Consider the following 26203-nt stretch of genomic DNA (forward strand, 5'->3'; position numbering starts at 1 on the left):
CGCATGCCCACTATCCCGGAGAGCGAACCCCATCGACAGCGCGGCATCGCCGAGTCCTTCGGCGTGGACGCCGAACGGTACGACAGGACCCGGCCCCGCTATCCGGACGCCCTGATCCGTCGGATCGTCGGCGACGGCCCGCCGCCCGCCGTGCTCGACGTCGGCTGCGGCACCGGCATCGCCGCCCGCCAGCTGCGGGCCGCGGGCTGCGAGGTGCTCGGCGTCGAGCCCGACGGGCGGATGGCCGAGCTGGCGCGGCGGCTGGGCGTCGAGACGGAGGTGGCGACGGTCGAGGAGTGGGAGCCTGCGGGCCGGCGCTTCGACGCGGTGGTCGCGGGCCAGGCCTGGCACTGGGTGGACCCGGTCGCGGGGGCGGCCAAGGCGGCGCGGGTACTGCGCCCCGGCGGCCGGCTCGCCGTGTTCTGGAACGTGCACGAACCGCCTGCCCCCGTGGCGGAGGCGTTCGCCGCGGCCTACCGGGAGGCGGCGCCCGACTCACCGATCGCCGCCCGGGCGACGGCGACCGTGACCGAGGACGCCTACCGGCTCATCCTCGGCAAGGCGGCCGACGGAATCCGGCGGGCGGGCGGCTTCGCGGAGCCGGAGGAGTGGCGCTTCGACTGGGAGTGCGCGTACACCCGGGACACCTGGCTGGACCAGCTCCCGACCCAGGGCGCGCTCACCCGCCTGGCGCCCACGGCGCAGTCGCACGTCATGGCCGCGGTCGGGGCGGCCGTGGACGCGATGGGCGGCGGCTTCACGATGCGGTACGTGACGGTGGCGGTGGCGGCGGAGCGCACGTGACCGAGGGCATGCGGGCGCGCCTCGTCGTACGTGCGGGTCATGTACTAGAGTTATCTCGACATCGAGATATCTGCCGAGGCGCACCAGGAGCCGCCACTCGGTAAGGGTTACCTAACTAAGCCTTACCTTAGCGGATCGACGAGGAGTCGTGGCGGCAGGATGTGAGCGAACGCGCACAAATATGAAGGAGACTGTCGTGTCGGCGAACAGCTTCGACGCCCGCAGCACGCTGCGCGTGGGCGACGAGTCGTACGAGATCTTCAAGCTGGACAAGGTCGAGGGCTCCGCCCGCCTTCCTTACAGCCTGAAGGTGCTGTTGGAGAACCTGCTCCGTACCGAGGACGGCGCGAACATCACCGCCGACCACATCCGTGCGATCGGTGACTGGGACTCCCAGGCCCAGCCCTCGCAGGAGATCCAGTTCACGCCGGCCCGCGTGATCATGCAGGACTTCACCGGTGTGCCCTGTGTCGTCGACCTCGCCACCATGCGTGAGGCCGTCAAGGAGCTCGGTGGCGACGCGGACAAGGTCAACCCGCTCTCCCCGGCCGAGCTGGTCATCGACCACTCCGTCATCGCCGACAAGTTCGGCACCGCCGACGCGTTCGGTCAGAACGTGGAGCTGGAGTACGGCCGCAACAAGGAGCGCTACCAGTTCCTGCGCTGGGGCCAGACCGCCTTCGACGACTTCAAGGTCGTCCCCCCGGGCACCGGCATCGTCCACCAGGTCAACATCGAGAAGCTGGCCCGTACGGTCATGGTTCGTAACGGCCAGGCCTACCCCGACACCCTGGTCGGCACCGACTCGCACACCACGATGGTCAACGGCCTGGGCGTCCTCGGCTGGGGCGTCGGCGGCATCGAGGCCGAGGCCGCGATGCTCGGCCAGCCGGTCTCCATGCTCATCCCGCGCGTGGTCGGCTTCAAGCTGACCGGTGAGCTGCCCGCCGGCACCACCGCCACCGACCTGGTGCTCACCATCACCGAGATGCTGCGCAAGCACGGCGTCGTCGGCAAGTTCGTCGAGTTCTACGGCGAGGGTGTGGCGGCCACGAGCCTCGCCAACCGCGCCACCATCGGCAACATGTCGCCGGAGTTCGGCTCCACCGCCGCGATCTTCCCGATCGACGACGAGACGCTGAAGTACCTGAAGCTGACGGGCCGCGACGCGCAGCAGGTCGCGCTCGTCGAGGCGTACGCCAAGGAGCAGGGCCTCTGGCTGGACCCGGCCGCCGAGCCGGACTTCTCCGAGAAGCTGGAGCTCGACCTCTCCACGGTCGTGCCCTCCATCGCCGGCCCCAAGCGCCCGCAGGACCGCATCGTCCTCGCCAACGCCGCCGAGCAGTTCAAGATCGACGTGCGCAACTACGTGGACAGCGTCGACGAGGCGGGCAAGGAGTCCTTCCCGGCCTCCGACGCCCCGGCCACCACCAACGGCGTCCCGTCGAACCCGGTCCAGGTGACCGCCCCCGACGGTTCGACGTACGAGCTGGACCACGGCGCCGTCACCGTCGCCGCGATCACCTCCTGCACCAACACCTCGAACCCGTACGTGATGGTCGCCGCCGCGCTCGTCGCGAAGAAGGCCGTCGAGAAGGGCCTGACCCGCAAGCCGTGGGTCAAGACCACCCTCGCCCCGGGCTCCAAGGTCGTCACCGACTACTTCGACAAGGCGGGTCTGACCCCGTACCTCGACAAGGTCGGCTTCAACCTCGTCGGCTACGGCTGCACCACCTGCATCGGCAACTCGGGCCCGCTGCCCGAGGAGGTCTCGAAGGCCGTCAACGACCACGACCTCGCGGTCACCTCGGTCCTCTCCGGCAACCGCAACTTCGAGGGCCGCATCAACCCCGACGTCAAGATGAACTACCTGGCGTCCCCGCCGCTGGTCGTCGCGTACGCCCTGGCCGGCTCGATGAAGATCGACATCACCACCGAGGCCCTCGGCGTCGACCAGGACGGCAACCCGGTCCACCTCAAGGACATCTGGCCCTCCGAGGCCGAGGTGAACGACGTCGTCGCCAACTCCATCGGCGAGGACATGTTCAACAAGTCCTACGAGGACGTCTTCGCGGGCGACGCCCAGTGGCAGGCGCTCTCGATCCCGACCGGCAACACCTTCGAGTGGGACCCCGAGTCGACGTACGTCCGCAAGCCCCCGTACTTCGAGGGCATGGCGCACGAGCCCGCCCCGGTCGAGGACATCACCGGCGCCCGGGTCCTCGCCAAGCTGGGCGACTCGGTCACCACCGACCACATCTCCCCGGCCGGTGCGATCAAGGCCGACACCCCGGCCGGCAAGTACCTCACGGAGCACGGCGTGCAGCGCCGCGACTTCAACAGCTACGGTTCGCGCCGCGGCAACCACGAGGTCATGATCCGTGGCACGTTCGCCAACATCCGCCTGCGCAACCAGATCGCGCCGGGCACCGAGGGCGGCTTCACGCGTGACTTCACGCAGGAGGACGCGCCGGTCTCGTTCATCTACGACGCCTCGCGCAACTACATCGACCAGGGCATCCCGCTGGTCGTCCTGGCCGGCAAGGAGTACGGCTCCGGCTCGTCCCGCGACTGGGCCGCCAAGGGCACCGCGCTCCTCGGCGTGAAGGCCGTCATCGCCGAGTCCTACGAGCGCATCCACCGCTCGAACCTCATCGGCATGGGCGTCCTGCCGCTCCAGTACCCGGAGGGCCAGACCGCGTCCTCGCTCGGCCTCACCGGCGAGGAGACCTTCTCCTTCTCCGGCGTGACCGAGCTGAACGACGGCATCACGCCGCGCACGGTCAAGGTCACCACCGACACCGGTGTGGAGTTCGACGCGGTCGTCCGCATCGACACCCCCGGCGAGGCGGACTACTACCGCAACGGCGGCATCATGCAGTACGTGCTGCGCTCGCTGATCCGGAAGTAGACCCGTGAGCCGCCAGTAGGCGGCCCGCCAAGGCCAGTTGGGCCCGCGCTCCCTGTACCGGGGGGTGCGGGCCCTACGCTTTGGGTGCCGGGTACGGGTGCGGGAGAGCGGGAGGCTGCGCGTGGACGTGGGAGCGGTGGGGCTCAAGGTCGCGTCCTCGGTGGTCGTGCCGCTGCTCAAGCGGCTGGTCCTCCCGCCGCCCAAGGCGCCCGGCGCCGAATTCGGTGAACGGCCCGTGCGCATCACGGGGTTGCTGTCCTTCGCCGGGGACCATCCCGCGCTCAGCAAGGACGACATGCACCGGCTCGCGAGCGAACTGGTGCGCCGCGCCGTGCGGGCCGCGGGCCCCGGCGAGCGGCCCATCGAGGACGACGAGCACGACGCCGTCGGCCAGGCGCTGACCCGTACCCTCTTCGCGCTCGGCGAGCTCGACATGGACGACGTGCAGGTCTTCGTGCTCGGGCCCGAACGGCTCGCCGCCCGGCTGTCCCAGGAGGCCGGGCCCGACACCCGCAGGCTCCTCACCCGCGACGCCGCGCTCTTCCACGACCGGCTCCTGCGGACGGCCTGCGTGCACCTCGTCCGGTTCTTCACCCAGCGCCCCGGCTTCGCCGCCCGCGCCCAACTGGAGGGGCTGCGCGAAATGCGGGAACAGAGCGAGCAGTTGGAGGTCATCCTGCGGCGCGTCTCCGGCGACGACCGGACGACGGCCGACGCCCGCTTCGAGGAGAGCTACGCGCACTACGTCGTCGAGCGGCACGGCAGCCTCACCATCTACGGCGTCGACCTGCGCGACCCCGGCGGCCAGGAGTGGTCCCTGGAGAGCGCCTACCTGAGTCCGCGGGCCGTCGCCGCCCCCGCCGCGGCCGTCGAGGAGTCCGACGCCGTGGAGGCGGTCCGGGACCCGGAGCTGGAGGAGAGCGTCGAGACCGCCCTGGCCGGCCGCGGCCGGGTGCTGCTGCACGGGCTCGCCGGCACCGGCAAGACGACCCTCGTGCAGTGGCTGGCGATCACCGCCGCCCGGCAGGAGACGGTCCCGGCCCATCTGCCCCAGCTCCTCGGCCGCGTCCCCTTCGTCCTGCCGCTGCGCACCCTCGCCCGGGAAGGCACCGAACTCCCGCTGCCCCAGGACTTCCTGCGCTGGATGGGCTGCCCGCTGGTGGGCACCGAACCCGACGGCTGGGCCGCGCGCGTACTGCAGAACGGGCGCGGACTCCTCCTCATCGACGGGCTCGACGAGATCCCCAAGGGCGACCGCACCCGCACCCGCGTCTGGCTGCGCGGACTCCTCTCCGCCTTCCCCGGCAACCTGTGGCTCGCCACCACCCGCCCCTCCGCGCTCGACCCCGGCTGGCTGGCCCGCGAAGGCTTCCACGAGTTCACCCTGAACGCACTGCGCCCCGACGACCTGCGCGTCTTCATCCAGCGCTGGCACACCGCGGCCGGCGCGCGCGAGGGGCTCGGCGAGGAGCTGACCCAGGCGCTGCGCGCCAGCCCGGAGCTGAGCAGGCTCGCCACCAACCCGCTGATGTGCAGCCTGATCTGCGCCCTGCACCGCGAACGCCGCGGCTTCCTGCCCCGGGGCCGCGCCGCCCTCTACAAGGCGGCCCTGTCGATGCTGCTCGAACGACGGGACATGGAAAGGGAGTTGTTCGGCCGCGGCGGCCACGCCGAGCTGGACGAGGAGGCCGCCACCGAACCCCTCAAGCGCCTCGCGTACTGGCTGATCCGCAACGAACGCACCCAGATCGAGCGCGCCGACGCCGTCGACGTGGTGCGCAGGCTCCAGCCCCAGGTCCCGAGCCTCCAGCAGCTGGGGGAGCCCGAGGACGCCCTGCAGTACCTCCTGGAACGCTCCGGTCTGCTCCGCGAACCCGCCGTGGGCGCCGTGGACTTCGTCCACCGCACGTTCCAGGATTATCTCGGGGCCAAGGCCGTGCTCGAGGAACGGGACTTCGGCATCCTGGTGAAGAACGCACATGTCGACCAGTGGGAAGATGTGGTGCAGATGGCCGTGGCACAGAGCGACCACAACGGACGCGCCGACCTGCTCATGCGACTCAGCGACCGCGGCAACCGCGAGAAGGACCCGACCGTCCAGGCCCGCCTGCGCCTGCTCGCCCTCGCCTCCCTGGAACAGGCCACCCGCCTGGACCCCGCCGTGCGCAGGACCATCGAGACCGAGGCCGCCCGCATGCTGCCGCCGCGCAGCCTGCGCCAGGCCCGGGTGCTCGCCCGCACCGGCCCGCTGCTGCTCCAGATGCTGCCCCACGCGGGCGAGCTGGAGGGCGACGAGGAGCTGGCGACCGTGCACGCGATCTGCCAGATCGGCGGGGACGCGGCGATACCCCGGCTGCGCGAGTTCCTCGACACCCGCCAGTCCGTCGTACGGGCCCAACTCCTCGGCCACTGGGACCGGTTCGACACCCGGGTCTACGCCGACGAGATCATCGGGCCGCTGCTCGCCGCCGACCCCACCGAACCCGTCACGGTGCGCTCACGCGCCGAGCTCGACGCCCTCGCCGCGCTGCCCGGCTGCGAACGGGTCGGCATCCACGGCGACTTCGACCCGGTGGCCCTGCGCGCCGCCCTCGACCCGCGCCGGCTGCGCGAACTGCGGCTGCGCGGCGCCCTCCGGCTGGACGACCTCGGCCTGCTCGCGGACTTCGACCGTCTGGAGAGCCTCACCCTGCAGGGCTGCCGCAACCTCAAGGACCCCGCGCCGCTCACCCGCCTGCCCGCCCTGCGCACCCTCGTCACGGAAGACCTGCCGCAGTTCGAACCGTTCGCCCAGCTCGCCGACTGCCCGCGCCTGACCGAGCTGCACCTGGGCGCGCAGGTGCCCTGGCGGGGCCTCGCCGACCTGCCGGCCCCCGAGCGGCTGCGCGTCCTCGCCCTGCCGCCCGGGACCGTCGAGATGGCGGAGATCACCCGCTGCGCGGCCCTGGAGGAGCTGCGCCTGCACGACGCCGGTGAGCGCCTGATGCCGGACCACTGGGCGGCCCTGCTCGCCGCGCGCGAGGGCGGCGAGCCGAAGCTGCCCGCGCTGCACACGCTGACCCTCTCGCCCGAACAGCTGAGCATGCTGCTCTTCTTCGGCCCCAGCACCGGAATCCCGCAGGTCAAGCACTTGTACGTGTACGCCAAGCCGGGCGCCCCCGTGACGCTGCGGCGGATCGCCGGACGGCTGCCGGGACTCGAGGAGATCCACCTCACCCAGGGCACCGACATCCACCTCCGCTCGCTGAAGGGGCTCACCGGGCTGCGGCGGGTCAGGCTCGCGTATCCCGGAGAGGTCCAGGGGGCGTCCGATCTTCCGCACGGGGTGGACCTGGAGATATATCCGCACCCCTGACCCCCTTGTTCCGCTGGCGGGAGGCGAGATGCGCAGGTAAGTTCTGCCGTCCGTAGAGGAGTTGACGCACACAGCCAGCGGCCGGACGCGGCCGAGGATCGCCAGGGAAGCGGGACGTCGTCGGATGGGCAGGCCGCAAGCGCCACTGCTGTACGGACGCGACCCCCTGGTGGGCTCGCTCATCCCGTCCCTCACCGGCCTGGCCTACGAGGAACGGGCGCGCAGGAAACGGGAGTTCGGCGACGACCCGCCGGTCGTCCTGCTCACCGGCCAGCACGGCCTCGGCCGCAGCGCCGTCCTCGACGCCCTCGCGCGCGCCTACGACACGAGGCTGCCGCTCGCCCACATCCGTGTCGCGGCGGCCGGGGCGCCCGACCCCGACGCACCGCCCGGCGGGGTGCCCGCCGCGCCGGCCGCCGACCTGGTGCAGATCCTGGAGCGCCTGGTGTGCGCGTTCGCACCCGGGCTCGGCCACTTCCCCGTCCTGCTGCCCGGCCTGTTCGCGGTCTCCGGCTGGTACCTGGACGACGCCGACGGGCGGGACGCCGTCTGCGCCCGGCACGCCCGGCTCCTCATCGGCTGCGGCCTGTTGCGGGGGACCGAGCGCGACGTGGCGCGGCAGTGGTCGGAGCGGGTCGAGGCCTCCATCGAGGAGGCCGCGGGCGCGGCCGCCGCCGGGATCGAGATGCAGGACGACGACGGCTCGCAGCCGGTCACCGCGGCGATCCTGCGCGAACTGCAGTCCCTGCGCTCCCTCGATCCGGCCCGGAACTGGTACGGGCAGCGGCACACCGCCCCCGCCGGCGCCACCACCGAGCCCGACGCCCTGCTGGAGCTCGGCCGCCGATTCCACCGGGGCGGCGACTACCAGCACGCCGTGGAGAACACCCTCATGGCCGCCTTCCTCGCCGAAGTGAGCGCCGCCTACGGCCGGGTGCGCCGCTGGAACCGTGAGCCCTGGCCGCTGATCCTCCTCGACGACGCGCACACCCCCGCCGGACGGCGCTTCCTCGAACTGCTCCTGGAGCACCGCGCCACCGCGCGGCGGCCCGGCCGGGACCGGATCACCGTCGTCGCCACCCGCCTCGGCGACCTGCCGCCGGACGAGGCCCCGCACGCGGTCCGCCGCGAACTCGCCGACCTGCTGCCCGCCGTCGGCGGCGCGCACCGCAAGGACGCGGCCCCGCTGTGGGAGCGCGCCGGGCACGACCCGTCCGCCGGGCTGCTCGTCGTGCCGCTCACCCCGCTGGGCCGCGACGACATCCTCTCCCTGCTCGACCGGGCCTCCGCCCGGCTGCTCCACCCCCACCTGGCGACCGCGCTGCACGCGCTGACCGGGGGACACCCGTCGGCCAGCACCGTGCTGTGCGACGCCGTGGTGCACGCCGCGGGCCAGAACCGCGCGGTCACCCCCAAGGACCTCCTCGACCTGCCCACCGCCGCGGGCCGGCCCGTCACCCAAGTACTCCTGGAGGACCTGCTGCCCGACCGGCGCCAGCGCGACCGGCTCGTCGTGCTGTGCCTGGCGCGGGACGGCGCGGCCGCCGAGGCGCTCGCCGAGGACCTGCGTCTCGACGGGCCCGAGCAGCTGCCCGCGAACGCGGCGGCCCAGTACCTGGTGGAGCGCCAGTGGCAGCGAGCCGTGCCCGTGGACGCGCCGCTGGTGGCGAACCGGCTGCTGCAGACGCTGCTCGTGCACGAGGCGCGGCGCACCTCGCCGCCCGCCGACGACCCGCACAGCTGGTACCAGATCCACCGCTTCCTGCATCTGCACCACGTCCAGCGCGCCGACACCGAGGAGGCGGACGCGCTGCGGCACAGCCTGGCCACCGGCAACGCGGCGCAGGTGGTGGACATGCTGGCCGACGAGTTCGGCGCCGAGGAGGCCGAGCAGAGCATCGAGCACTGGCTGGTCTGCCTGCGCCACTGCGCGACCGCGCCGACCCCGCCGGTGGGCAGCACCCCGGCGGGCGCGTTCTACGGGGGCGACGGCGAGGGGTGGAGCGACCAGCGGGTGGAGACGGCCCTCGGTGAGCACGCCTCCCGCTACACCCACCTCGACGAGGCGGGCCGCTGCGTCAACCGGCTCCTGCACGCCCTGTGGTACCTGTCCGAGCCGTACGCCGACCCGGCCATCGATCCGGACGCCGAGACCCTCTGCCAGGCGGTCGGCGACGAGCTGGGCTTCCTGTCCCGGCGCCATCCCGCCTGGTACGCCGCCCTCGGCAGGGCCGCCCGCGACTGGCCCGCCGCCGCCCGCAAGCGCCAGGTCCTGCCCGTCCCCGCCAGTGAGGGGTCCTGATGTTCAACCACCCGCCCAAGGAGTGGGGTCCGCTCGAATGGCTGGTGGCCGCGGTGGTGGCGGCCGCGCTGGTGGCGGGCTCCCTGGTCTGGTTCACCTCCCGCCCCGGGCCGTGCGGTGACGGTCTGTCAAAGATCAACGGCGAGTGCGTCGGCGTCGCCGACCACGCCTTCGACGCGGACGACGGCATCACGTCCCTGATGGCGGCCGTGGCGGACGAGAACGCCCGGGTCGAGCGGGACTGGAAGAACCCCAAGGGCAACGGGCACCGCATCCCGTACGTACGCATCGCGCTGATGATGCCGTTCACGTCCGACGAGTCGAGCGTGATGACCGCGGACATGATCCGGCGGGCGCTCGCGGGTTCGCTGGCGGCGCAGCAGGAGGCGAACAGCGCGAGCGGGCCGCACTACCAGCTGCTGTTCGCGCCCGACGGCCGCGACCTCGGGCAGTGGAAGACCGTCGTCGACCGCCTCGAAGGCCTGACGAAGGACACCGAGGCGCCGCTGGTCGGGGTGACCGGGCTCCCCAGCAGTACGGAGGAGACCCGCGCCATGGTCGCCGAGCTGTCCGCGCGGGGCATCCCCACGGTCGGCCCCGTCCTCACCGCCGCCTCCATGAACTCCCGCTACCTCTTCAAGACCTCGCCCAACAACGAGGAGTTCGCCCGCGCCCTGACCCGCTACCTCGACCGCTATCCGCAGCAGGGCAAGGGCCTGCTGCTCTGGGACAGCCGTGAGGGCGACGTGTACTCGAAGAATCTCCGCGAGGTCTTCGAGCGGCACTTCGGCGAGAAGTACGACCTCCGCGACCACACCTCCCACTACATCGGCTCGTCCGGAAACGACCAGGGCATCCCGCAGCGGTTCGCCGACGCGGTGGCGAAGATCTGCCGCGACCGGGTCGACACGGTCTTCTACGCGGGCCGCGACCAGGACCTGCCGGCCTTCGTCAACCGCCTCGCGGACGAGGCGGGTTGCGACCGGGGCCGCAAGCTGCGGATCATGAAGGTGGCCATCGGCCTGGAGCCGACGCTCACCACCGCCGACGCGGAGCGCAGCCTGCGCACCGCCAACGCGACGATCGTCGACGCGGCGGCGTACGACCCCCAGTGGGCGAAGGGCAGGAACGCGCCGCCCCAGGGGTCGGCGGAGTTCCTGGCGCGCTTCAAGAAGCTCGCGAGCGCCCACCCGCTCGGCGCGAAGCCCCTGGACGACGGTTACGCGTCCCTGTACCACGACGGTTTCGCCCTCCTCACGGACGCGGTGGACCGCACGTACAGCGAGGTCAACGAGGGCGGCAAGACGACCCCGGACCCGGCGAAGCTGCCGACCACGAAGGACATCTACAGCACGCTGACGACGTCGACGGTCAACGGCAGCGAGTGCCTGGGATGCCTGGCCGGGTCGAGCGGCACGTTCGGCTTCACGGGCCCTGGCGTCAACGACCAGTGGGCCGTGTGCAAGCCGGTCCCGGTGATCGAGTTCCCCCCGGTACGCCACCAGGACGACGGCAAGGGGGAGTTGCCGCTGTACCGGACGTACCGGGGGGAGGGGGCGAAGAGCTGCCCTTCTTGAACCGCGCGGGCGGTCGGGGCGCGCGCTACTCGGGGGAGCCGGGGAAGCCCCCGTACGGCACCGTGATGATCTCCATGCCGTGCCCGGCCGGATCCATGAAGTACAGCCCACGGCCGCCGTCGTTGCGGTTGATCTCGCCGGGCTGCTTGCCGTGCGGGTCGGCGTAGTACGTGAGCCCACGTTCCCGGATCCGCGCGAAGGCCGCGTCGAACTCGGGCTCCGAGATCAGGAACGCGTAGTGCTGCGGGGTGATCTTCTCGGCGGGGATGGCGGCGAAGTCCAGGGTGACGCCGTTGCCCAACTGGACCGCGACGAACGGCCCCCACTCAGAGGTGATTTCGAGCCCCAGAATGCCCGAGAGAAACTCGGCGGACTCCCGGTTGTCCCGGGCGTGAATGATGGTGTGGTTCAACTCGACGGACAAGGAATGCCTCCAGAAGGCATCTCCTGACACCTCCATGCCTCACCCAGCCGGTGACCGGCACGCGATGTCGCCGTGGATCATAGCCACGGCGCTCCCCATACGTCGAGCCCCCCCCGCCGGGTGGGCTACCTGCCGCGGCGTCGCACGCCGCGGAAGACCACCGCGAGCGGAATGGCGACGATGAGGAGGAGCACGAGCATGATGACCAGTTCTACGGGGCCCACGTTGCCCACGACGTCAGATCCTCTCCGTGTCCACTTCACGTCTCCGTCCGGCCCGTACGCAGCGGGTGCGTCCGGGGTGTGACGCCTCGGGTTCCCTGCGTGTCCGCCCCTAAAGCCCGTCCGGCACAGCGGAGTTGACTGGCGGGGTGCGGCGCGGCGACAGAAGTCGAACCGTCCGGCCGGAGGTCGCGCGGCAGGTCTGGACTTGTCCCGCGAGGATCCCTACGCTTCCCCGCGGCACCTGAGAGCGCTCTCACGCACACGACTCCGTTCCACCACCCCCGCTGGTACGACGAGAGGACCCCCTGTGAGACGCAAGACCCGTACGAGTCTCGGACTCTCCGCCCTGCTGGTCGCCGCCGCCTGTGTCGGCACCGGCTTCACCCCCGCCGCCGCGAGCCCCGCCCCCGTACCCGGCGCCACGGCCCAAGCCCCCGCCACCAGCGCCCAGTTGCAGGCCATGCAGCGTGACCTCGGACTGACCCCCGCCGCCGCGCGTGACCGGCTCGCCGACGAGCGCCGGGCCACCAAGACCGAGCGCGCGGCGCGCAAAGTCGCGGGCGCGGCCTACGCCGGGTCCTGGTTCGACGCCGGTCCCGGCCGGCTGACCGTCGCCGTGACCAAGCGGACCGCCGCCGCCAATGTCCGCGCGACCGGCGCCGACGTCCGTCTCGTCGAGCACAGCGCCCGCGCGCTGGACGCGGCGAAGAAGCGGATCGACAGGATCAAGGCCCCGGCGGACGTGGCCAGTTGGCGTGTCGACGCCCGCAAGAACCGCGTCGTCGTGGACGTGGTCGCGGGCCACCGTTCCGACAACGATGTCAGCACCTTCCTGCGCCGCGCCCGCGCCGCCGGGCCCGTGCAGGTCGGGACGGTCGCCGCCCGGCCCAGCACCTTCGCCGCCGGAACGGTGGGCGGCGACCCGTACTACACCGGCAACGTCCGCTGCTCCATCGGCTTCTCCGTGTACGGCGGCTTCGTCACGGCCGGACACTGCGGCGGCGCGGGCCAGGCGGTGCGCGGCTGGGACAACTCCGCCGTCGGCTCGTTCCAGGGCTCGTCGTTCCCCGGCGACGACTACGCCTGGGTGTCCGTCGGCAACGGCTGGTGGACCGTTCCGGTCGTCCTCGGCTGGGGCACGGTCTCCGACCAGCTGGTCCGCGGCTCGGCCGAAGCGCCCGTCGGGGCGTCCATCTGCCGCTCCGGGTCCACCTCGCACTGGCACTGCGGCCAGCTCCTCGCCAAGAACGAGACCGTCAACTACTCGGACGGCAGAACGGTGTACCAGCTGACCAAGACCAGTGTCTGCGCCGAACCCGGCGACTCGGGCGGCTCGTTCATCAGCGGCGACCAGGCCCAGGGCGTGACGTCCGGCGGCTGGGGCGACTGTTCCGGCGGCGGCGAGACGTGGTTCCAGCCGGTGAACGAGATCCTGCAACGGTACGGGCTCACGCTGCACACGGCCTGAGCCGGTCGGGGTGGGGCGCCCGGCGCTTGCCGGGTGCCCCCCTTCGGGTGCGTCAGGCGCGGGCCTCGTCCCGGGGCAGGGACAGGAACGCGGTCCAGGTGGTCGGGGAGACCGTGAAGTGGGGGCCCGCCGGGTTCTTGGAGTCGCGGATGTGGATGGCGGCGGGGTGGGCGGAGACCTCCAGGCATTGGCCGCCTTCGCCGCTGCTGTAGCTGGTCTTGCGCCAGGCGTACGCGACTTCGAGGCATTCGCCGCCCTCGCTGCCGCTATAGGTCGACTTGAACCACGTAAGCGCGGTGCCGCTCATTGATCTCCTAGCAGACGGTCCAACTCGGCCCTCGTGAGCTCGGCGTTGAGGGCCTGTGTTCGCAGCATCGCACATTTCTGCGTCAGGATCGCCACCTCGTCCGGGTCAGCGATCAGCTGACTTCCGCGCTGGGTTTCCGTGTACGCGAGGCGTTGATGATCAGGCGTCTCCAGGAGTACGAAGGGGCCGTCGAGCGCCGCATGAGTCGTGCGCCCGAAAGGCAGGATCTGCAGAGCGAGTCCGGGTAGCTCGGCATACTCTCGCAAGCGGCGGAGCTGCTCGTGGAAGACCTGTTGACCGCCGAGGTGATCACGCAGCACGGCCTCCCAGATGACGAAGCTGGTGGTCGGGGGGACCTTGCGATGCAAGATCTCCTGACGTTGCACTCGTGCCGCCACGAACTGCTCGATTTCGTCCTCGTCGAAGACCGGTACGCGACTGCGGAACACCGCCCGTGCGTAGGCCTCGGTCTGCAGCTGTCCGGGCAAGACCTGGTTGGCGTAGAGGGAGATCGCAATAGCCTCCCGCTCACAATCCAGGTACTCCTCAGCCCACCGAGGAACCAGATCCACCTCCGGCATATTGGCGACCGCAGTCTCCAACGTGCCATGGGTGCACAGCAGGTCGTCCAACTGCACCGCCAGGTCCATCTTCAACGGCCGCCGCCCCTGCTCGATGGAGGCGATCTGCTCCTCACTCACGACGAACCGCTCCGCCAGCGACCGCTGGGTGAACCCCGCCGCCTCCCGGTGGACGGCGAGCAGCGCTCCCACCATCTTCATCGCCGACGCGTTCCTGCGAGACCGTCGCCTAGGGCTGTTCATACGGTCCAACTCCCCACCAGAAGCCGTGCCTTCACACCGTGAACCCGTACAGCTCAGACGTACGGGTTCACGTACTGCCTCATCATGGCCACGGAGCGTGACTCTCGTCACGTGAACGACGAAACTCCACCCCACACCCCCGACACCCCCCACACCCCCGACACCCCCCACACCCCCGACACCCCCCTCACCCCCCACGCCCCGCGTGAACGCTTCTACCGGCGCGAGCGGCGGTCCGTCCCCGTGGCCCGCGCCTTCACGGCCGCCGCCCTCGCCGACTGGGGGATCGACGGCGAGCGCGGCGACGACATCACCCTCTGTGTCGACGAGCTGGCGACCAATGCCCTGCTGCACGGCGTCCCGCCCGGCCGCGGATTCCGGCTGCACCTGCGCCACGCGGGCGGCACCGTCCGCGTCGAGGTGCACGACAGCGGAGGCGGCCGGCCCGTCCTCGACCTGCGCGAGGACGGCGACGCCGAGTCGGGGCGCGGGCTCCTGATCGTGGCGGCACTGGCCGACACGTGGGGCGTCGGCGAGCGGGACCCCGGCAAGGTGGTGTGGTGCGAGTTCAGCACGGAGGAGTGACGGGCGGGCGCCCCGCACCCCGTACGTGAAGGGGCCGTGCGGCGCCGGGAATGTCACGGCACCGCACGGCCCGGTCAGGCGACCCCGCCCGGCTCAGCTCAGGAGTTCCACCTCCGCCAGCGTCGCCGAGCCGGTCGGCACGAGCCGGTAGTGCGCGTACGCACCGGGCCGGGCCACCGTGAAGGCGCGGGTCTGGTGGTCCCAGGCGAACGTCTCGCCCGAACGCCGGTCCAACGTCCGCCACTTCGTACCGTCCTTGGAGCCCTGCAGCGTCCAGCCGCGCGGCGCCTTCGCCTTGTCGGACGACGACGTCAGCGTGTACTGCACCGCCTTGGTCTTGCTCTGCACCGGCAGGGTCACCGGGGTGTCCGAAGTGGCCTGCGTCGACGACGTGTTGTCGAAGAGTGCACCCCCTGTCTTCAGGGAGTCCTTCCGCGGCGACGGCACCTTGTCGTCCTTCGTGACCGACGCCGGCTGCGCGTTCTTGCCGGAGCCCCACGCCGACGGCTTCGGGCCCATGTCGAACTCCAGGACCCCGCCGCGCGCCACGATCTCGTGCGGCAGCGCCGTCGACTTCCACGCCTTGCCGTTGACCTTGAGCCCCTGCACGTACACGTTCTTCGCGCTGTTCTTCGGCGCCTTGACGACCAGGTCGCGGCCGTTGTCCAGGTGCAGGGTCATCTTCGTGAACTGCGGTGACCCGATGGCGTATTCACCGCTGCCCATGACCAGGGGGTAGAAGCCGAGCGAGGAGAAGAGGTACCAGGCCGACTGCTCGCCGTTGTCCTCGTCGCCGTGGTAGCCCTGGCCGATCTCACTGCCGGTGTAGAGGCGGGAGAGGACCTCGCGGACCTTCTCCTGGGTCTTCCACGGTTGCCCGGCCGCGTCGTACATGTACGCCACGTGGTGGGCGACCTGGTTGGAGTGGCCGTACATGCCCATGCGCACGTCGCGCGCCTCGGTCATCTCGTGGATGACACCGCCGTACGAGCCCGCGAACTCCGCGGAGCCGGTCTCGGGGGTGGCGAAGTACGTGTCGAGCTTGTCGCCGAGTCCCTTCCGCCCGCCGTACAGGTTCGCCAACCCGCGCGAGTCCTGCGGGGCGGTGAAGGCGTAACCCCAGGCATTGGTCTCCGTGTAGTCGTAGCCCCACACGCGCGGGTCGAACTTCGAGGAGTCCACCCGCCAGTCGCCCTTGGCGTCCTTGCCCTGGAAGAAGCCGGGGGAGGTGCCGGCGCCCGCCGCCTTGTCGTCGAAGAGGTTCACGTAGTCACGGGCGCGGTTGAGGAAGTACTCCGACTCCTCCTTGTAGTGCTTCTTGCCCGTCTTCTTGTAGAGGGCGGCGCCCATCCGGGAGATGCCGTAGTCGTTGAGGTAACCCTCAAGGGCCCACGACAGGCCCTCGTGTGTCTCGCTCGGCGTGTAGCCGAGGAACGGCGAGGTCTCCATGCCCTTGCGGCCGACGCCCGAACTCGGCGGCACCACCGTCGCGTTCTTCAGCGCGGCGTCGTAGGCGTCCTCCGCGTCGAACTTCACGCCCTTGACGTACGCGTCGGCGAACGCGACGTCCGACGAGGTGCCCGTCATCAGGTCCGCGTAGCCCGGCGAGGACCAGCGCGAGGTCCAGCCGCCGTCCTTGTACTGCTGGACGAAGCCGTCGACCAGCTCGCCCGCCTTTTTCGGGGTGAGCAGGGAGTAGGCCGGCCACGTGGTCCGATAGGTGTCCCAGAAACCGTTGTTGACGTACGGCTTGCCCTCGACGATCTTCGCGCCGGTGTGGGTCGGGGTGTCCGGACCCGTCTGCGGCGAGAAGGGGGAGGCGTACTTGTACGTCGACTTGCCGCTCGCCGAACGCACCTTCTCGAAGCCCGAGTTGGGGTAGAGGTACAAGCGGTAGAGGGAGGAGTACAGACTCGTGCGCTGCCCCTCGCTCGCGCCCTCGACCTCCACCTTGCCGAGGATGTCGTCCCACGCCTTTTGGGCGCGGTCCTCGACGCGGTCGAAGGAGGTGCCGGACGGGATCTCCTGGGCGAGGTTGGCCTTCGCCTGGTCCAGGCTGATCAGCGAGGTGGCGAGCCGCAGATTGACCGTGCGGTCCTGTCCCGGCTTGAAGCGGAGGTAGCCGGTGACGTCCCCGCCACCGCCGCCCTCCAGCTTGCCGCCCGCGGTGACCGGCGCGTCGAAGACCCCGTACACGAAGAGCCGCGTCGCGCCCGTCGACAGGCCCGACTTGACGTCGGAGAAGCCGGAGACGACACCCTTGTCCTCGTCGAGGGTCAGGCCACCCTTCTCCGAGACGTTGTCGAATATGACGCTCGCGTCGTCACCGGGATAGGTGAACCTCATCATCGCGGCGTGGTCGGTCGGCGCCATCTCGGCCTTCAGGCCGTTCTCGAAGGTCACGCCGTAGTGGTGCGGGCGCGCCGTCTCCTTGTCGTGCCGGAAGGGCAGCGCCCGCTTGGTCCGCGAGGCGTCCGGGGTGCCCTTGGCGACCGACGGCATCAGCTGGAACGTCTGCCGGTCGCCCATCCACGGGCTCGGCTCGTGGCTCGCGCTGAACGCCTGCATCGTCGGCAGGTTGTCGTCGTTGTTGCCGCGCGCGTAGTCGTACAACCAGCTGAGCGACCCCGCGTTGGTCACCGGCGTCCAGAAGTTGAAGCCGTGCGGGACCGCCGTGGCCGGGAAGGTGTTGCCGCGCGAGAAGCCGCCGCTGGAGTTGGTGCCGCGCGTCGTGTCGGCGTAGTCGGAGAGGTGAGCCTTCGGCTTCGCCGGCGCCTTCTCCTTCAGGGACACGTCGTCGAGCCACCCGCGGAACTTGGCCGGACCCTTGGGGGAGTCGTACGCCACCAGGATCCGGTCGACCGTCTTGCCCCCGGCCACCTGCCCGATCCGCGCCGCCACGTCGTTCCACTGGTTGACGTAGAGCGCCTTGGACGCGCCCTGGCCCCGCGGGGTCAGCGGGAAGCCGTGCTGGTCGACGGCCTTGAGGTCGCTGAGGTAGGTGCCGTCGGTGAAGGCGAGGTCGACGGAGACGTTCGTGGCGGCGTAGTCACGGTCGCCCTCGGCCATGGCGGGGAAGATCCGGTAGCCGAGCTCGGTGTTCCGGTCCACCTCGACGTCGACGTCGAAGACCTTGTTGTACGAGTAACCGCGGCCGTCCGCCGTGTGGCTGCCCGCGTAGCGCAGCGCCTGCTTCCCGGTGAACCCGGCGCGGGACTTGGCGGTGGGGGAGCCGCTGGGGCCGCGGTCCACCAGGCTCAGCATGTCCTCGGGGACCGGGGCCTCCGTGCCGCCCACCGACAACTGCACGTCGGCCAGTTGCAGGGCGTCGTCCGCGCCGTTGTTCGCGGTGACGTCCAGGCGGTAGTGCGCGTACGCCGTGGTGTTGTCGATGTCGTACTTCTTGGTCTTGTGGCGGCCGTCGAACGTCTCGCCCTTGCGCTCGTCGAGGACCTTCCAGTCCTTGCCGTCCGTCGAGCCCTTCAGGGTCCAGTCCTTGGGGTCGCGCTCCGCGTGGTCGTTGGCGGAGGTCAGCGCGTACGTCACGACCTTCGCCGGCTCGTCCAGGTCGAACTCGGCCCAGCCGTTTTTGGCGAACGTCAGCCATTTGCTCGTCGCCTCGCCGTCGACGAGGTTCGCCGCGACCTCGCCCGAGCCGCTGTTCTCGCCGCTCGCGCGGACCTCGGTGACGTGGTCGTTGACGCTGCCCGGCAGACCGGAGCTGAACGCGCCGTTCACCCCGGCGGCCTTCTTCCTGCCGTCGGGGCCGGTCTCGACGGTGTTCAGCCAGTCGGGTTGCGCTTCCCCCTTCTCGAAGGAGGAGGAGAACTCCCGCTCCGAGCGAGGTGGTTGCCGCCCGGGCCCGGCGACGGCGGCCCCCTGTGCCGCCGCGACGAGCGAGAGCGCCAGCGCCCCGACGGCCGCGGCCGAACGGGGGACCGGTCCGAGCGGACGGTGGTGTCTATGACGAGGTCTGCGTGCCGTGTACGGCATCCCCGAGCCCCTCCTTGCGGGTTGGACAACGTTGTCACGATCGCTGCGCAAGGTCTAGTAGGGCGTCAAGTGGTGATGGGTGTCAAGGTTGTTGACGGGTGTCGTGAGTCGTACGAGCGGGGCCGTGTCGCGGGACCGCCACCCGTACCGCCGCCGGTACCTTGCGGGAAAGTCCATGGAAACCGGCGCGAAAGTCCAGGGGTTGCGGCAACGATCTGCGAGAGGTTCTCACCAGGGATCACCGCAGGTCTCAACTCGGAAAAGGCTGCGGAGCAATGCTGTATTCGATCTTGCCCAGCCGACCGCAAGTGGACTATACCTGTCGGCGTCCGCGCGGGCCGTCCGGCCGGTCGCGGACCCGGTCGACCGCATCCTGCTGCTTCACCGATGTATCCGCATGACCCCAGCTTCACACCACCGCGGTGCCGGGGAGGGTCCGGTTCACCGCCTGAGTCCTGGAGAAGGCGAGGACTTGAGCATGGGATCCACCAGCGTCAACCGTCGTGATGTCATGAAGCGGACGGCTGCCGCCGGTCTGCTCGCGGTGCCGGCCGTGGGGGCACTGAGCTCCTGCGCCAGCGGGGGCGGCGACGAGAACAAGGCCGAAAAGGGCGAGAAGACCAAGAAGAACCCGCTCGGCGTCAAGGAGGACGCGGGGCTGACGGTCTACATCTTCAACGGTGGGTACGGCGACAAGTACGCCCAGTTCGTCACGGATATGTACGGCAAGAAGTACCCCAAGGCCGACACGGACCAGAAGCCCACCGAGAAGATCGCCACCCAGGTCCAGCCGAAGATCGTCCGGGGCAAGCCCACGGCGGACGTCGTCAACAACTCCGGCGCCGACCAGATGAACATCGGCAAGCTCGTCCACAACAAGCAGGTCGCCGACTTCAACGAGATGCTCGCGTCCCCCTCCTGGGACGACCCGAAGGTCACCGTGCGCGAGACCCTGGTGCCGGTCGTCGAGCAGATGGGCCGCTTCGGCGGCAAGGAGTGCTACCAGCTCAACATCACGATGACGGTGTACGGCAACTGGTACTCCCAGAAGCTCCTGGAGGAGGGCCTGGAGGCGGAGTATCCGAAGACCTGGGACGAGATGCTCGCGGTCTGCAAGAAGGCCAAGGCCAAGGGCATCCACGGCTGGAGTTACCCCGGGGGCCACCCCCGCTACATGTTCTTCAGCATGTACGCGATGTTCGCCCAGCGCGGCGGCCGCGAGGTCACCACGGCGATGGACTACCTGGAGCCGGACGCCTGGAAGCACGACGCGGTCAAGGACGTCTTCGAGGCCTGGGAGGAGCTGGTCGCCAAGAAGTACGTGCTGACCGGCTTCGACGGCACCGAGGCGCACACCGAGATGCAGACCGCGTGGACGAAGGAGGGCAAGTGCCTCTTCGTGCCCAATGGCTCCTGGGTGGAGAACGAGGCCAAGGACACCACGCCGAAGGACTTCCGGATGGCGGTGGGCGCGACCCCGTCGCTCGACTCGGACGACAAGATGCCGTTCGGCACGCTCTACGCCCCGGCCGGTGAGCCCTTCATCGTCCCCGCCAAGGCCAAGAACGTACAGGGCGGCCTGGAGTGGATGCGGATGATGTACAGCAGGGAGGCTGCCGTCAACCTCTTCAAGGAGGTCGGCTCGTTGCCCGTCGTCAAGGGCGTCCTCGAGGGTCTGAAGCAGCTCCCCCCGGGCGCGGCGAGCGCCCAGGCGGCGATCAAGGCGGCCGGCGAGAACGTGGTCATCCCCCAGTTCATGGACTGGTACAACGAGCTGTTCCGCGAGGACTTCAACAACATGATCCACAAGTTCATGCAGGGCCAGATCGGCGCCCGGCAGGCGATGGACACCATGCAGAAGGCCACCGACCGGATCAAGAACGACCCCGACATCACGAAGATCAAGAAGGCCTGACGGGTCCGGACGGACCCGGCCTTCCCGATCCTCGTGATCCTCCTGGGGGTCCGGGGCCGCGCGGCCCCGGACCCGGGCACGCAACCGAGCACGTAGGCATGTGAAAGAGCGGCGGGGCTGAGCAGCGTGAAGACCGACACCCTGGTGGAGAACTCCCCACCTCCGAAGAAGCAGAAGAGCGGCCCGAGCCCCGCACCGGGCGCACCCGGCCTGCTGTTGTTCCTCCTGGCGGTGGTGCTGCCGCCCCGCTTCACCCCCGAACGGGTGCGCTACGACCGGCGCTACCGCACGCTCGACAAGTACCGGTTCATCGTCGGCTTCCTGGCCGTGCCGCTGGCGTTCTACGCGCTGTTCGTCATCTCGCCCTTCGTGCAGGCGATCTACTACTCGTTCACCGACTGGTCCGGCGGTCCCGTCGCGCACTTCGTCGGGTTCGACAACTACCTGAAGATGTGGAACGACGAACGCTTCTGGGACTCCCTCCAGGTGAGCGCCCTCCTGCTGCTCATCGCCCCCGTGATCACCCTGGTCCTCGGCATGTTCTTCGCCTACATGATCACCTCGGGCGGGCGGCACCGCAGGGGACAGGCCATCGCGGGCGTCGCCGGATCGTCGGTCTACAAGGTCGTCTACTTCTTCCCGCAGGTGCTCTCCGTCGCCATCATCGCCGTGGTGTGGGGCCGCGTCTTCAACACCAACAGCGGCCTGATCAACGGCGGCCTCGACAAGGCCGGCATCGACGGGCCCGCCTGGCTGGGCGGCGACGAGACCCTCGGCATCATCTCGCTGCTCACGGTGATCAGCTGGAGCTTCATCGGCTTCTACGTCGTGCTGTTCTCCGCCGCGATGGGCGCGATCCCCAAGGACATCTACGAGGCCGCGCTCCTGGACGGCGCGGGCCGCGCCCGCACCTTCTTCAACGTGACGCTCCCGCTGATCTGGGACACGGTGCGCACCGGCTGGATCTACATGGGCATCCAGGCCCTGGACACCTTCGCGATCTGCCTGGTCATGGTCCCCCCGCACGTACTGAAGGTGACCCCGGTCTTCCTCTACGAGCGGTTCCGGGACGGCCAGTACGGCTACGCCACCTCCATCGGCGTCGTCCTTCTCTTCCTGAGCATGGCGTTCTCCCTGATCGTCATGCGGGTCGGGAACCGCGACCGGATCGAATACTGAGACCGCGGGAGCCAGCATCATGACCACGACCACCACCGCCGCGCCGCGCCCCGAGACCGCCGCCGCGCCCCGCCGCGAAAGGGAGACGGGCGGCGCCACCCTCAACGTCTTCTCGCACGCCTTCCTCGTCCTGTGGGTCATCCTGGCCGCCGGACCGCTGATCTGGGTCGCGCTCACCGCGTTCCGCCCCTCGGCGGAGATCCTCAGCGATCCGATGGGCTGGCCGGCCTCCTTCCACTGGGAGAACTTCTCCAACGCGTGGAGCAAGGCGAGCATCGGCCAGTACACCCTCAACTCGCTGATCATCCTGGCGGGTTCGCTGACCGGCACGATGCTGCTCGGCTCGATGGCGGCCTATGTGATCGCCCGCTTCACCTTCCCCGGCAACCGCCTCGTCTTCATGCTGTTCGCGGGCGGCATGATGTTCCCGGTCATCCTCGCCCTGGTGCCGCTCTTCGCGGTGATGGAGAACTTCGGGCTCCTGGACACCCGGCCCGGCCTGATGATCGCCTACATCGCGTACTCGCTGCCGTTCACCACCTTCTTCCTGACCTCCTTCTTCCGCACGCTGCCGACCGGCGTGCAGGAGGCGGCGATGGTCGACGGGGCCTCGCACACCCGGACGTTCTTCCAGATCATGCTGCCGATGGCCAAGCCCGGCCTGGTCAGCATCGGCATCTTCAACTTCCTCGGCCAGTGGAACCAGTACCTGCTCCCGCTGCTGCTCAACAACGAGGACGAGCAGAGCTACGTGCTGCCGCAGGGGCTCGCCTCGCTCGCCGTCTCGCAGGGCTACCGCGGCGACTGGGGCGCGCTCTTCGCGGGCCTGACCATCGCGATGCTCCCGGTCCTCGTCGTCTACGCGGTCTTCCAGCGACAGGTACAGGCCGGTCTCACCGCAGGGGCCATCAAGTGACCTGGTGAGGCGGGTGATTTCAGCTTGGCCACGAAAGTGGTCTAGGCCTGTCGAGGCGAATCGGGCCGTGAGTAGTGTCGGCGCCACGGGCCGCGGGGGGCGACTGGACGCGCTCAAGTCGACACCGATGTCGAAGGGTTGAACCATCATGAGGAATCGAATAGTCGCCACCGGTGCGGCAACGCTCGCCATGGCGCTGAGTCTTACCGCCTGCGGGGGTGACAGCGACAGCGGGGACGGCAAGACCATCAAGCTCGTCGCCGCCGACTACGGCGACAAGGCCTCCAACGCCTCCAAGGTGTACTGGAACCAGGTCAAGAAGGAATTCGAGAAGGCCAACAAGGGCTACAAGGTCGACGTCCAGGTCATCAACTGGAACGAGATCGACAAGTCCGTCAAGAACATGGTCCAGGCGGGCAACGAGCCCGACCTGCTCCAGACCGGCGGCTACGCCGACAAGGTCGCCGACGACCTGCTCTACAAGGCGGACGAGGTGATGTCGCCGAAGACGCGCGACAACCTCATCCCCACCTTCGCCAAGGCCGGCGAGGTCGACGGCACCCAGTACGGCATCCCGTGGGTCTCCTCCAGCCGCGTGATGTTCTACAACAAGTCCGTCTTCAAGAAGGCCGGCATCAAGAGCCCGCCGAAGACCTGGGACGAACTGGCCGACGCGGCGAAGAAGATCAAGGCGAAGAAGGCCGCCGAGACCCCCTACGCGCTGCCGCTGGGTCCCGAGGAGACACAGGGCGAGTCGATGATGTGGGAGCTCGGCAACGGCGGGGGCTACACCGACGCGAGCGGCAAGTACACGATCGACAGCGCCAAGAACGTCGAGACCTTCGACTGGCTCAAGACCAACCTGGTCAAGCCCGGCCTGACGTACGCCAACCCCGCCTCCACCGACCGCAAGACGGCCTTCGCCGACTTCGCGGCCGGCAAGGTCGGCATGCTCAACGGCCACCCGAGCCTCATCCAGATGGCCAAGGAGGGCAAGGTCGACTACGGCGTCGCGCCCATCCCCGGCAAGGAAGGTCCGCTGAAGTCCACCCTCGGCGTGGCCGACTGGATGATGGCGTTCAAGGACGGCGGCGCGGAGAAGGAGGGCGTGAAGAAGTTCCTGGACTTCACGTACTCCAAGAAGATGCTGGCGTTCGACGAGATGTACAACCTGATGCCGGTCACCCAGGACGCCCTCAAGACGATGCAGGGCAACGGCAAACACGAGGACCTGGTGCCGTTCTTCCAGGTGCTGCCGAACGCCAAGTTCTACCCGCTGGGTGACACCACCTGGGACGTCGTCTCGGCCGAGATCAAGAAGACCGGCGGCAAGGCCGTCTCCGACGACCCCAAGCAGGTCCTCGGCGACCTGCAGAAGAAGGCGGAGTCGGCGGCGGCCGAGTCCAAGTAGCGCCCCGGCACGCCCTCTTCACCCACGTCACCCCGTTCGCAAGGAGTCCTTGTGTCCCTGAAGGCCCCTCCGTCCCCGGCCGAGTCCGGCCGGGGACGGAGCGGGCGCGCACCCAGGCCGGTGAGCCGCCGCAGCGGTCTGGCCCGGCTCGGTCCGCTGCCCTGGATAGCGCCCGTCATCCTGCTGATCCTCGCCGTGGTCGTCTGGCCCGTCGTCGAGCTGATCCGCACCTCGTTCCTCAACATCTCCATCGCCGGCAAGGTGCGCGGCAGCGCCGGGACCGACAAGTTCAAGAAGCTCTTCGAGGAGAGCGACTTCGGGTCCGTCCTGCTCTGGACGGTGCTGTGGACGGTCGTCGTCGTCACCGCGACGATGCTGCTCTCGCTGGCCCTGGCCCAGCTCTTCAACCAGAAGTTCCCCGGCCGCCGCATCACCCGCTGGGCGCTCATCGCCCCGTGGGCGGCGTCCGTGCTGATGACCGCCATCGGCTTCAAGTGGATGCTCAACCAGACCGCGGGCGTGCTCAACACGCTCATGCTCGACCTCGGTCTGATCGACGACTCCAAGGACTGGCTGGGCAAGCCGGAGACCGCCTGGCCGTGGATGATGGCGGTCGCCGTCTTCGTCTCCCTGCCCTTCACCACGTACACGCTCCTGGCCGGCCTGCAGACCATCCCCCAGGACGTCTACGAGGCCTCGCGCATCGACGGCGCGGGCCCCTGGCAGACGTACCGCCACATCACGCTCCCGATGCTGCGGCCCGCCTTCCTCGTCGGTGTGGTCATCAACCTCATCAACGTCTTCAACTCCTTCCCGATCATCTGGGCCATGACCCAGGGCGGTCCGGGCTACGACACCTCCACGTCGATGGTGTTCATGTACAAGCTGAAGGAGACCGACATCGGCGAGTCCGCGGCCATGTCGGTCGTCAACTTCCTGATGGTCGTGGTGCTCGTGCTGATCTTCCTGAAGGTCAGCCGGTGGAACGAGGAGGACTGATGGCCACCGCGACGGCGACCCGCCCCGCGCCCCACAAGGACGGCGGTCCCGCGAAGGCCCGGCGCGCCTTCCGGCCCCGCACCCTGGTCGTCACGGCCTGCGCCTGGCTGCTCGCCGCGGTCTTCCTCGCGCCGTACCTGGAGATGGTCGTCACCGCGCTGCGCCCCAAGGAGGAGCTGCGCGACCGCACGTACCTGCCCGACCAGCTGGAGTGGGCCAACTTCATCGACGTCTGGAAGGAGTCCGAGCTCGGCCAGAACCTCCAGGTGACCCTGCTGGTCGCGGGCGGCGCCACGCTCCTGGTGCTGCTCGTCTCGCTGCCCGCCGCGTACTACACGGCCCGCATGCGCTACCGCGGCCGCAAGCTCTTCCTGCTGCTCGTCCTGGTCACCCAGATGTTCCAGCCCACCGCCCTGCTGGTCGGCCTCTACCGGGAGTTCCACCAGCTGGACATGCTGAACTCGGTCTGGACCCTGATCCTCACCAACGCGGCGTTCAACCTCGCCTTCGCGGTGTGGATCCTGACGGCCTACATCAGCTCCATCCCGCCGGAGCTGGAGGAGGCCGCCATGGTGGACGGCACCAGCCGCTTCGGCGCCATGATCAAGGTGACCCTGCCGCTGGCCCTGCCGGGCGTGGTCACGGCCGTGATCTTCACCTTCATCACCTCGTGGAACGAGTTCGTGATGGGCCTGACCCTCACGACGGAGCCGGAGAAGCAGCCGCTGACGGTCGGCATCAACAACTTCATCGGCAACTACACGGTGCAGTGGAACTATCTCTTCGCCGCGTCGGTGGTCGCCATCGTGCCGGTCGTCGTGCTGTTCGCGTTCATCGAGCGGCATGTGGTGAGCGGGCTCACGGCGGGGTCGGTGAAATAGGCGGGAGGACGGGCGTGCGGCCCGTCCGAAGGCGTCCGGAGGCGGCCGTTCCTGTCACGGGGCGGCCGTTTCCGGCATTCGCTGGGCGGAGGGTCCGGATTTCCCTCAACGACTTGACTACAGCGAGT

General features: G+C 69.7%; 17 protein-coding genes. 13 read left to right on the top strand and 4 right to left on the bottom strand.

The window, feature by feature from the left end:
- Positions 1-3: 3 nt before the first annotated feature.
- The 5 genes from ACZ6B8_RS07840 (at position 4) to ACZ6B8_RS07860 (ending at position 10949) form a co-directional block, all read left to right on the top strand.
- Entirely contained in the window at positions 4-804 is an 801-nt protein-coding gene (locus tag ACZ6B8_RS07840) for a class I SAM-dependent methyltransferase (RefSeq protein ID WP_471606624.1), read from the top strand.
- Between the two features lie 196 nt (positions 805-1000).
- Positions 1001-3715, top strand: a complete 2715-nt coding sequence (acnA, locus tag ACZ6B8_RS07845; RefSeq protein WP_471077223.1) for an aconitate hydratase AcnA — start codon at positions 1001-1003, stop codon at positions 3713-3715.
- Between the two features lie 121 nt (positions 3716-3836).
- The gene (locus tag ACZ6B8_RS07850; protein ID WP_471606625.1) at positions 3837-7070 is read left to right on the top strand and encodes an NACHT domain-containing protein; all 3234 of its coding nucleotides are present in this window, start codon (positions 3837-3839) and stop codon (positions 7068-7070) included.
- Between the two features lie 124 nt (positions 7071-7194).
- Positions 7195-9372 (top strand): ATP-binding protein, encoded by a 2178-nt coding sequence (locus ACZ6B8_RS07855; RefSeq protein ID WP_471077229.1) that lies wholly within the window; start codon positions 7195-7197, stop codon positions 9370-9372.
- A complete protein-coding gene (locus tag ACZ6B8_RS07860; RefSeq protein ID WP_471606626.1) occupies positions 9372-10949 on the top strand; it encodes an ABC transporter substrate-binding protein in 1578 nt (525 codons plus the stop codon). Before ACZ6B8_RS07855 ends, ACZ6B8_RS07860 begins: the two co-directional genes overlap by 1 nt.
- Before the next feature lie 25 nt (positions 10950-10974).
- On the opposite strand, the gene ACZ6B8_RS07865 is transcribed toward ACZ6B8_RS07860, so the two are convergent.
- A complete protein-coding gene (locus tag ACZ6B8_RS07865) occupies positions 10975-11373 on the bottom strand; it encodes a VOC family protein (protein ID WP_471606627.1) in 399 nt (132 codons plus the stop codon).
- A gap of 531 nt (positions 11374-11904) precedes the next feature.
- Between ACZ6B8_RS07865 and ACZ6B8_RS07870 the strand changes: the two genes are divergently transcribed.
- Entirely contained in the window at positions 11905-13065 is a 1161-nt protein-coding gene (locus ACZ6B8_RS07870; RefSeq protein ID WP_471606628.1) for a S1 family peptidase, read from the top strand.
- A 52-nt stretch (positions 13066-13117) separates the two neighbouring features.
- Here the strand turns inward: ACZ6B8_RS07870 and ACZ6B8_RS07875 are convergent, their stop codons facing one another.
- Together ACZ6B8_RS07875 and ACZ6B8_RS07880 are read right to left on the bottom strand one after the other, a co-directional pair.
- Positions 13118-13372 carry a DUF397 domain-containing protein gene (locus ACZ6B8_RS07875; RefSeq protein WP_471606629.1) on the bottom strand — a complete coding sequence of 85 codons (255 nt, stop codon included), beginning with the start codon at positions 13370-13372 and terminating at the stop codon, positions 13118-13120.
- Positions 13369-14196, bottom strand: coding sequence for a helix-turn-helix domain-containing protein (locus tag ACZ6B8_RS07880; RefSeq protein WP_471606630.1), 828 nt, complete (start codon positions 14194-14196; stop codon positions 13369-13371). The genes ACZ6B8_RS07875 and ACZ6B8_RS07880 overlap by 4 nt, the downstream gene beginning before the upstream one ends.
- A gap of 111 nt (positions 14197-14307) precedes the next feature.
- Here ACZ6B8_RS07880 and ACZ6B8_RS07885 point away from each other — a divergent pair, with 111 nt between their 5' ends.
- Positions 14308-14781 (top strand): ATP-binding protein, encoded by a 474-nt coding sequence (locus ACZ6B8_RS07885; RefSeq protein ID WP_471606631.1) that lies wholly within the window; start codon positions 14308-14310, stop codon positions 14779-14781.
- Between the two features lie 93 nt (positions 14782-14874).
- On the opposite strand, the gene ACZ6B8_RS07890 is transcribed toward ACZ6B8_RS07885, so the two are convergent.
- Positions 14875-18774 carry a GH92 family glycosyl hydrolase gene (locus tag ACZ6B8_RS07890; RefSeq protein ID WP_471077250.1) on the bottom strand — a complete coding sequence of 1300 codons (3900 nt, stop codon included), beginning with the start codon at positions 18772-18774 and terminating at the stop codon, positions 14875-14877.
- Positions 18775-19252: 478 nt separating this feature from the next.
- Between ACZ6B8_RS07890 and ngcE the strand changes: the two genes are divergently transcribed.
- The 6 genes from ngcE (at position 19253) to ACZ6B8_RS07920 (ending at position 26075) form a co-directional block, all read left to right on the top strand.
- Positions 19253-20689, top strand: a complete 1437-nt coding sequence (ngcE, locus tag ACZ6B8_RS07895) for an N-acetylglucosamine/diacetylchitobiose ABC transporter substrate-binding protein (protein ID WP_471077253.1) — start codon at positions 19253-19255, stop codon at positions 20687-20689.
- A 264-nt stretch (positions 20690-20953) separates the two neighbouring features.
- Positions 20954-21868 (top strand): carbohydrate ABC transporter permease, encoded by a 915-nt coding sequence (locus tag ACZ6B8_RS07900; RefSeq protein ID WP_471607170.1) that lies wholly within the window; start codon positions 20954-20956, stop codon positions 21866-21868.
- 19 nt (positions 21869-21887) lie between these two features.
- Positions 21888-22784 (top strand): carbohydrate ABC transporter permease, encoded by an 897-nt coding sequence (locus ACZ6B8_RS07905; RefSeq protein WP_471077255.1) that lies wholly within the window; start codon positions 21888-21890, stop codon positions 22782-22784.
- A 148-nt stretch (positions 22785-22932) separates the two neighbouring features.
- A complete protein-coding gene (locus ACZ6B8_RS07910) occupies positions 22933-24195 on the top strand; it encodes an extracellular solute-binding protein (RefSeq protein ID WP_471606632.1) in 1263 nt (420 codons plus the stop codon).
- 51 nt (positions 24196-24246) lie between these two features.
- Entirely contained in the window at positions 24247-25194 is a 948-nt protein-coding gene (locus tag ACZ6B8_RS07915; protein ID WP_471077261.1) for a carbohydrate ABC transporter permease, read from the top strand.
- The gene (locus ACZ6B8_RS07920; RefSeq protein ID WP_471606633.1) at positions 25194-26075 is read left to right on the top strand and encodes a carbohydrate ABC transporter permease; all 882 of its coding nucleotides are present in this window, start codon (positions 25194-25196) and stop codon (positions 26073-26075) included. Before ACZ6B8_RS07915 ends, ACZ6B8_RS07920 begins: the two co-directional genes overlap by 1 nt.
- Positions 26076-26203: the final 128 nt, after the last annotated feature.

Source organism: Streptomyces sp. NPDC041122, from assembly GCF_055592445.1.

Bases quoted from the DNA above. Each gene is read 5' to 3' on its own strand.
- ACZ6B8_RS07840 (WP_471606624.1), top strand. From the start codon at position 4: ATGCCCACTATCCCGGAGAGCGAACCCCATCGACAGCGCGGCATCGCC.
- ACZ6B8_RS07855 (WP_471077229.1), top strand. From the start codon at position 7,195: ATGGGCAGGCCGCAAGCGCCACTGCTGTACGGACGCGACCCCCTGGTG.
- ACZ6B8_RS07860 (WP_471606626.1), top strand. From the start codon at position 9,372: ATGTTCAACCACCCGCCCAAGGAGTGGGGTCCGCTCGAATGGCTGGTG.
- ACZ6B8_RS07875 (WP_471606629.1), bottom strand. From the start codon at position 13,372: ATGAGCGGCACCGCGCTTACGTGGTTCAAGTCGACCTATAGCGGCAGC.
- ACZ6B8_RS07880 (WP_471606630.1), bottom strand. From the start codon at position 14,196: ATGAACAGCCCTAGGCGACGGTCTCGCAGGAACGCGTCGGCGATGAAG.
- ACZ6B8_RS07890 (WP_471077250.1), bottom strand. From the start codon at position 18,774: ATGCCGTACACGGCACGCAGACCTCGTCATAGACACCACCGTCCGCTC.
- ngcE (WP_471077253.1), top strand. From the start codon at position 19,253: ATGGGATCCACCAGCGTCAACCGTCGTGATGTCATGAAGCGGACGGCT.
- ACZ6B8_RS07905 (WP_471077255.1), top strand. From the start codon at position 21,888: ATGACCACGACCACCACCGCCGCGCCGCGCCCCGAGACCGCCGCCGCG.
- ACZ6B8_RS07910 (WP_471606632.1), top strand. From the start codon at position 22,933: ATGAGGAATCGAATAGTCGCCACCGGTGCGGCAACGCTCGCCATGGCG.
- ACZ6B8_RS07920 (WP_471606633.1), top strand. From the start codon at position 25,194: ATGGCCACCGCGACGGCGACCCGCCCCGCGCCCCACAAGGACGGCGGT.